This window comes from Brachyspira sp. (assembly GCF_050873525.1).
Lineage (GTDB): Bacteria > Spirochaetota > Brachyspiria > Brachyspirales > Brachyspiraceae > Brachyspira.
On sequence record NZ_JBNMIZ010000103.1, the window covers coordinates 1 to 8964 of the forward strand.

Annotated in this window: 7 protein-coding genes; all 7 read left to right on the forward strand. The window is 29.0% G+C overall.

The window, feature by feature from the left end; translation table 11 throughout:
* Positions 1 to 1339, forward strand: a 1339-nt coding sequence (locus ACR0QS_RS07985; protein WP_432632915.1) for a tetratricopeptide repeat protein, incomplete at its 5' end; no start/stop codon positions are given.
* Positions 1332 to 4661: a type ISP restriction/modification enzyme gene (locus ACR0QS_RS07990; RefSeq protein ID WP_432632916.1), complete on the forward strand. Its 3330-nt coding sequence runs from the start codon at positions 1332 to 1334 to the stop codon at positions 4659 to 4661. The genes ACR0QS_RS07985 and ACR0QS_RS07990, both read left to right, overlap by 8 nt.
* A gap of 254 nt (positions 4662 to 4915) precedes the next feature.
* Positions 4916 to 5386, forward strand: coding sequence for a hypothetical protein (locus tag ACR0QS_RS07995; protein ID WP_432632917.1), 471 nt, complete (start codon positions 4916 to 4918; stop codon positions 5384 to 5386).
* Positions 5373 to 5864, forward strand: a complete 492-nt coding sequence (locus ACR0QS_RS08000; protein WP_432632918.1) for an ImmA/IrrE family metallo-endopeptidase — start codon at positions 5373 to 5375, stop codon at positions 5862 to 5864. Before ACR0QS_RS07995 ends, ACR0QS_RS08000 begins: the two co-directional genes overlap by 14 nt.
* Before the next feature lie 350 nt (positions 5865 to 6214).
* Positions 6215 to 7273: an ABC transporter ATP-binding protein gene (locus ACR0QS_RS08005; protein WP_432632919.1), complete on the forward strand. Its 1059-nt coding sequence runs from the start codon at positions 6215 to 6217 to the stop codon at positions 7271 to 7273.
* The gene (locus ACR0QS_RS08010) at positions 7273 to 8091 is read left to right on the forward strand and encodes an ABC transporter permease (RefSeq protein ID WP_432632920.1); all 819 of its coding nucleotides are present in this window, start codon (positions 7273 to 7275) and stop codon (positions 8089 to 8091) included. Before ACR0QS_RS08005 ends, ACR0QS_RS08010 begins: the two co-directional genes overlap by 1 nt.
* Positions 8088 to 8918 (forward strand): ABC transporter permease, encoded by an 831-nt coding sequence (locus ACR0QS_RS08015; RefSeq protein ID WP_432632921.1) that lies wholly within the window; start codon positions 8088 to 8090, stop codon positions 8916 to 8918. Before ACR0QS_RS08010 ends, ACR0QS_RS08015 begins: the two co-directional genes overlap by 4 nt.
* Positions 8919 to 8964: the final 46 nt, after the last annotated feature.

An 8964-nucleotide genomic window follows, 5' to 3' on the forward strand; every position in this document is an offset into this window, starting at 1 on the left:
ATATTATATATTTTCATTTGTATTTTTATTTGTATTATCAATAATTATTTTTGTCTTTTTATATTTTTGTCATTCTAAAAATATAGAAAATCGATTTGATAACACTTTGCAAAATTATGAAAAATCAATGAGTGATATTTTTAATAATATAATAACTAACGGAATTAATGAAAATATTTATACAAATTCACTTCAAACAAATGATAATCAATTACAAAACGATAGCGTAGATAAATTAAAACTTTCTTTTGAAGTCGGATTTAAAATGCTTGAAAGTTCTATGAATGAAATAATGAAAAACTCGAACGATATATTGCAATTTTGGTTTGCCTTTCTTTCGATAATAATGATTGTATTTACTCTTATTGGATTTTTTGTTAGTAGTAATATTTTAAATCAAGCAAGAGAGCAATTAGAAATAATTAAAGAAAAGTCCAATATATTAATGCAAGAATTAGAAAATAAACTAAAGAAAATAGAAAAAGATATTGAAATAAAAAAAGATAATACAATAGAAAAAATAATAGGAGAGAATGAATTATTTAATAAAGGACTTCAAGCATATAATAATGGCGATTATCAATCTTCCATATATTATTTTATTGAAGTTATAAAATTAAATAATAAAAATTATAGAGCATTTAATAACATAGGAATTTCTAAAACTATTTTAGGAAAATATAAAGAAGCTATAAGTTACTTTGATAACGCTATAGAGTTAAATCCTAATTATTCAATAGCTTATCAAAATAGAGGAAATGTCAAAGCACTTTTAGGTAATTTAAAATCATCTATAGAAGATTATAATAAAGCTATAGAATTAAATAATGAAAATGCAAATGCATATAATGGCAGAGGAAAATCTAAATATGATTTAGCCAATACTAAAGAAAAAAATAGTGAAGAATATAATCAATTAATGAAAGAAGCGATAGAAGATTATAACAAAGCTATAGAATTGAACTCAAATTATTCAGAAGCATATTATAATAGAGGAATTGTTAAATATAATCTAGGAAACATAAACGAAGCGATAGAAGATTATAATAAAGCTATAGAATTAAATATTAATTTTGCTGAAGCATATTATAATAGAGGTTTGGCTAAATTAGAATTAGGAAAAACTGAAGAAGCTATAAAAGATTTTATAATGGCTTATGAATTAAGTAATAATAATAAAAAAATAAAAGAAAGTTCAAAAAATCAATTAATAAAACTTGCTCAAGAAGAGTATAAAGAACATAATCAAGAAGCAATAGAATTCTGTAAAAAATATAACATTGATTACAAGATAAAAAAGAATAAGAAGATAAAAACTAAAGGTTTAAACTATGATTAAAAACTATTTAAAAGAAATTGAGAAATTAAAATCAGATATATCGAACGAACATACTTATAGAACGCCTTTGGAAAATATGCTAAAAAGTTTTGCGGTTAAACTTTATCCAAATAGCAGTATTTCGATTCAGCAGGAAGTTTCCGCGGACGCCAGAGTATTTCCAGATTTTACGGCTATGGACGAAGACAAAGGAATTATAGGATTTATAGAATGCAAAGATATCGGATTCGATTTGCATAAAGCCATCGAAGGCGGCGGAAATTTTAATATTTATAAAGAACAGCTTTTAAAATATTTGAATAAGCATAATAATTTAATTTATACCGATTATATTAATTTTATTTATTTAACTTTAGACAAAAACAAAATAAAAATTAAAAATGAAGTTTGTTTGAATAAAGGAAAAAACGCGGACAAAATTTTTGAAAATATTATTGAAGATTTTTTATCGTATAAAATTAAAGAGATTGACAAGAAAGATTATTTTTTATCTTCGCTTGCAAGAAAAACGAATATGCTAAAAATATATATAGAATTGGAACTTGAAAATGAAGAAAGCTATTTGAAAAATCATATTAAAGGATTGTTTGAAAATACGATTTTTAACGATTTGAGCGATAAAGATTTTGCGGACGCGTTTTCCCAAATAATTTCTTTTTCGCTTTTATTTTATAGATTAAACAAAAGAAAAAATGTCGATTTAAATTCTTTTAACGATATGCCCGAATATATTCCGATTTTTAGAGAATTTTTATCGAGAATAGATTTCAATAGTTTGAACGAAAATATTATATATGTGATAAATTTAATAATAAAATCAATCAATTCTTATGACGAAAAAATATTTTACGATAAACTCTCTTATAAAGAAAAGCATGATACGGATAAAGAAGACCCTTTTATTTACGCATACGAATATTTTTTGAAAGAATTTGACAGCAAAACGAGAAACGCGCGCGGAGTTTTTTATACGCCAATAGAAGCGGTTAGATATATTATAAAATCGATTGACGAAATTTTGAAAGATAAATTAAATATTGCAGACGGCATTTACGGAGAAGAAGTGCATATTTTGGATTTTGCGGCGGGAACGGGAACATTCATGCTCGGCGCGATTGAGAGAGCTTTTGAAAACGCGAAGAAAAACGGAATATCGGGAATCTGGGAGAATATAGTTTCGGATTTTATTTTAAAACGGCTTTACGGTTTCGAGTTTTTAATCGTTCCTTATGTTTTGGCGCATTTTAGAATTCATGAATATTTGAAAGATTTGCATTACGATTATAAGAAAGAAGAGCGGCTTCAATTATATTTGACAAATACGCTCGACAACAGCGCGGGCGGACAGGTAAAAATGTTTCCTCAAATGCAGGCGGAATCGGACAACGCTTATAAAATAAAAAACGAAGAGCCGATTTTGGTTATAATGGGAAATCCTCCTTACAATAATAAATCGGAAGAAATTAACCGCAAGGAATGGATAGAAAATTTGCTTAAAGATTATAAAGAGAATTTGAACGAAAAGAAAATTAATCTGGATGACGATTATATAAAATTTATTCGATTCGCCCATTGGAAAATGGAAAGCGCCGAAAAGGGAATTATCGGAATAATAGTAAATAATTCTTTTATAAGCGGCGTCACGCATAGAGAAATGAGAAGAAAACTTATGCAAACATTTGACGAAATTTATATTTTGGATTTGCATGGCAATGTGAATAAAGGCGAAAAATGTCCCGATGGTTCTGCGGATTTCAATATTTTTAATATAAAGGAAGTCGGCGTTTGTATTGCATTTTTTGTAAAAACGGGAAATAAGAAAAATAAAGAAAGTCATTGCGAACGAAGTGAAGCAATCCAAGAAATAGATTGCCACGCTAACGCTCGCAATGACAATCTCCAGCCGCGTCATTGCGAGGGCAAAGCCCGAAGCAATCCAGATAAAGATTGCCACGCCTCTATCGAGGCTCGCAATGACGCGGCTGGAGATTGTCATTGCGAGGCTACTGCCGAAGCAATCCAAGAAATAGATTGCCACGCCGACAAGTCGGCTCGCAATGACGATTGTAAAGTCTACTTTCATGAAATTTTCGGTTCGCAAGAATATAAAAAAGAATATTTAAAAGACAAATTTATTTATTCGGAAAAATTAATTAAATTGGAAGACGATGAAAAATATCATTGGTTTACGAAGGTAAAAAGTAATGAAAAATATTTAAATGAATTTATAGGATTAACTGAAATTTTTGATATTGCAAATAATGGAATTGAAACTCATAAAGACAGTTTAGCAATACAATTAACAAAAGAGAAATTAGAAAATATTTTAAATGATTTTAGAAATTTATCGGAAAATGAAATTTTTGAAAAATATAATGTTAAAAATGGACGAGATTGGAGAGTAAATAAAGCACAAAAAGATATTATAGAAAATAATGGAAATATAGAAATTGTTCATTATAGACATTTTGATTTTAGATATACTTATTATAGTAAAAATCAAGGATTTGTTGCTTATCCAAGATATAATGCAATGAAACATATTTTAAATAAAGAAAATATAGGTTTAATTTTCACGAGAAATGTTACAGATAATGATTATAGACATGCTTTTATTTCAAGTAAAATTATAGATGCTCATGTTAATAGCGGACGAGATTATATTGCGCCGCTTTATTTATATGAAGAAAATTCCGCGGGCGATTTAAATTTTGAAAATTCATGCAAGCCGAATTGGACGAATTCTTTTAATGAGTTTTTGAAAAATTATATAAGCGATAATCCGAGAGAAATTTTGAATTATATCTACGCGATTCTTTACTGCCCGACTTACAGAAAAAATTATAAAGAGGATTTGAAATACGATTATCCGAGAATTCCGTTTACGAAAGATAAAAATATTTTTGACAAACTTCAAACGCTTGGCGGCGAATTGATTGATTTGCATTTACTGAAAAATGTCAACCGTCATTACGAACGCAGTGAAGTAATCCAAAAAATAGATTGCCACGCTATCGCTCGCAATGACATGGAAGCTAAAGCAAGTTATCCGATTTCTGGCGAGCATAAAATATCTTATTGTAAATATAATGAAGAGGAAAAAAGAATTTATATAAACGAAAAACAATATTTTGAAAATGTAAAAAAAGAAGTTTACGATTATTCTATTGGCGGTTATAAGCCGATTGAAAAATATATTAAGGCGAGAGAGATTTTGACTTTGGGCGATATTAAGCATTTGATTAGAGTTATAGCGGTGATTGAGAGGACGATTTTGTTGCAGGGAGAGATTGAGGAGGTTTGGAGTAGAGGGGATTTTTAGAATTTAGATAAAGTAAGAATTATTAAAATTTTTTAGGTATTGATTTTTTTTAATTATATTTATAATATTTGTATAAATACAAAAAGCAAGGAGATTAGAATGAAATACAGAATAAAGAAAAACAACTTCCGTAAACAAAGCATTAGATTAGAATACCGATATATTAGAATAAAGATTTATAGAAAAAAATAGGTATGGATATTGCTAATTTTAAATAGTTAAAATTTATTAATCTATAATACGAAAATATTTTCATGGAAAAAGTTAAAAAATTTATTAGAGATATTTTATACTTATCAATAATAGTATTTTGTATTGCTCTATTAATTATTGTTCTTATATCCATTATAGTAAATATAAAGTATTTTTTTGATTTTGGATATTTGATAAATTCTATAATAAGTAAAAGTAGTAATGAAATATTATCTCTAAATGTTGGAATATTGCAGGCGTTTATTGCGATTATAGGAGTTGGAATAGTAATAGCCGCTTACTTTAATTTTACGACTATAAGAGATAAATTAAAAGAAGTAGATAAAGTATTATATGAACATAAACAATCTATTGATGAAACGAGAAAGCAAATTGAGGATTTAATAAATATAAAGTCAGATAATGAAAAAAAATTAAGTGTAGAGATAGAGAAAAGCGAAAAAGAAATTAAAAAATTAATTAATATAAATAGCATAAAAAAAGGAGAAATAAAAGATGATGACTTGGGATAAACAAAATGATATTATAAAATCTAACCAATCCAATTATCCTGTTAAAATTATAAAATTAGCCAACGATTTAGGCATTTCCGTTTATTCTACTTCTTTTAAGAATGACATATCTGGAGCTATTTTAAAAAAGGATAATAAATATGTTATATATGTTAATGAAAAAGATAATAAAAATAGACAAAGATTTACTATAGCGCATGAAATAGCGCACTTTTTATTACATAAGGATAGGATAGGCGATAATTTAACCGATATTCCAGATGGTATAATGTATCGTAGTAGACTTTCCAATATATACGAAAAACAAGCTAATAGATTGGCTTCTGAAATATTAATACCTCTTAAATTGCTAAGAAATTTATTGCTTGAAAATATAACCGATATATCCAAATTGGCAGATTTATTTCAAGTATCGGAAGAAGGCATACGAATTAGATTAAAAGAAGGCGAAAATATATTTTTACCTGAAGATTTATAATTGAATAAATATAAGGGTTCTTTAATTTTTTGGATATATTAACCGATTGGTAAAAAATTTATAGTCGAAGATTTATGAATACGGTTTTTTGAGGGAATAATTTTTTCTATAATTTACAAGTAGTTTTCTATTGACATTATTTTTTATTTATAATAAAATAACGATTAAATTAATCGGCGATAGCGGTAAATAGATATTCTTTGCAGGTGTATCTGTTGACTAAGAAAGGCATTATTAAAAATATTGCTGGAACGAAAAAGCCCTATGCGGGTAGCGACGAGTAAACTGTGTTTTATACATTAGTATATAAGTAATTTAGCTATCCCGAAATAACGCATAGGGAGTGAAAATTGAACGGCAATATAATAGTTTCATTACAAAATATCAATGTTTCTTACGGCGAAAATTCCATTTTGGAAAATCTTAATTTGGAAATAAAAGATAAGGAATTCCTAACTCTTTTGGGACCTTCGGGCTGCGGTAAAACTACGATTTTAAGGACGATTGCGGGATTCATTAAACCCGATTCTGGAAAAGTTTTTTTTGACGGAAAAGTTATAAACGATATGCCCGCTTATAAAAGAGAAGTAAATACGGTTTTTCAAAGATACGCTTTATTTCCTCATTTAAATGTTTTTGAAAATATCGCTTTCGGACTCAATCTAAAAAAAGTAAATAAATCGGAAATTAAAGACAGAGTTCATCAAATGCTTAAAATGGTTAATCTTGAAAATTACGGCGGAAGAAATATAAATAATCTTTCGGGCGGACAACAGCAGAGAGTGGCGATTGCGAGAGCTTTGATAAATAAGCCGAGAGTTCTTTTGCTTGACGAACCTTTGGGCGCTTTGGATTTGAAATTAAGAAAAGAAATGCAAATAGAATTAAAGAAAATTCAGCAGTCTTTGGAAATAACTTTCGTTTATGTGACTCATGACCAGGAAGAGGCGCTAACTATGAGCGATACGGTTGCGGTTATGAAGGACGGAGACATTCTTCAAATTGGAACTCCTCAAGATATTTACAACGAACCGAAAAACGCTTTTATCGCGGACTTTATCGGCGAGAGCAATATAATAGACGGAATAATGCATGCGGATTATTCGGTTGAATTTGCGGGCTATATTTTCGATTGCGTTGATAAAGGATTTGAAAGTTTGGAGAAAGTCGATGTCGTTATTCGTCCCGAAGATATAATAGTCACTTCTCCCGAAAATGCGAATATATCTGGCTTGGTAGAATCGGCAATATTTAAAGGAGTTCATTACGAAATGATATTGGACGCGCATGGCTATAAATGGATAATTCATTCTACGGAAAAATGGGAAGAAGGAAGCGAAATCGGAATAGATATTGCAAAAGAAAATATACATATAATGAAAAGAGAAGTCGAGGAGGTTTTGATATAATGAAAGAAAAAATTTCGGCTATGCCTTATTTAATTTGGACTTTAATTTTTACTTTGATTCCTCTAATTTTGGTTATATATTTTGCGTTTACGAATCAAGACGGAAAATTTACGGTTAATAATTTTGCAAATGTTTCGGCTTTCGCTCCCGTTATAATGCGTTCGATTATACTCGCTTTAATATCCACTTTAATATGTTTAATTCTCGCTTATCCTTTGTCTTATTATATTTCAAGGCAGAGTAAAACTATTCAGCACGCGCTTATAATGTTAATAATGCTTCCTATGTGGATGAATTTTCTTTTAAGAACTTACGCTTGGATGAGCATTTTAGAACAAAACGGACTAATAAATAAAGCGCTTATTTTTATGGGACTCTCTCCCGTAAAACTTATAAATACTCAATGGGCGGTATTGATTGGAATGATTTATAATTATCTTCCGTTTATGATTCTTCCGTTATATTCGGTAATGACTAAAATACACAAAAGTTTAATAGAAGCTTCGCAGGATTTGGGGGCTAATTCTTTTAATGTTTTTTATAAAATAGTATTTCCTTTGAGTTTGCCCGGGATGGCTTCGGGAGTCACAATGGTATTTGTGGCGGCGGTAAGCACTTTCGTAATTTCAAGAATGCTCGGCGGAGGCTCGAATATATTAATTGGAGATTTGATAGAGATGCAATTTTTAGGAATGTCTTATAATCCAAATTTAGGTTCGGCAATAAGTTTGGTATTGATAGTAATATCTTTATGCGCGATTATGCTTATGCAACAGATAGACGATAACGATGAAGAAATTAAGGATATATTATTATGATAAATAAAACGGTTTTCAAAAAAATATTTTTAAGATGCTACATAGCTTTTATATTTTTATTTTTATACGCGCCTATAGCCGTTCTTATTTTCTTTTCTTTTAATAAAGCGCGAGGAAGAGGAATCTGGACAGGCTTCACTTTAGAATGGTATAAAAGATTATTTTCAAACGAGCTTATACTTCAGTCTTTTTTTAATACCATAATAATTGCAGTAATATCTTCCATAGTCGCGACAATACTCGGAACTATGGCGGCGATAGGAATTGGAAATTTCAATAAAAAAATTAAAAGCGCGATTATGGGAATAACTTATATATCGATAATAAATCCCGAAATTGTGACGGGAGTTTCTTTAATGCTTTTATTCGTAATAATGAAATTGAAATTCGGATTTACCACTTTAATACTCGCTCATATAACATTCAATACGCCTTATGTGATATTAAATGTTTTGCCGAAATTGAGACAGCAGGACAGCAGTTTATACGAAGCGGCTTTGGATTTGGGATGTCCTCCGTTTTTGGCTTTTTGGAAAGTAGTTATACCCGATATTTTGCCAGGAATAGTCGCGGGTTTTCTTATGGCTTTAACTTATTCGTTGGACGATTTTGTAATAAGCTATTTTACTACTGGAATTACATCTCAGACTTTGCCGATTACGATTTATTCGATGACGAGAAAGAGAATAAGCCCCGAAATTAACGCAATTTCAACCGTGATATTCGTTATCGTTCTTGTGAGTCTTGTGATAATGAATTTGAAAGAAATTAAAAAAGAAAAATATTTGATTCAATTAAAGCGTAAATCAAAAAGTAAAAATTATTAAATAGATAATAAAAAATAAAAATTAATAGGAGATTATAAAATGAAAT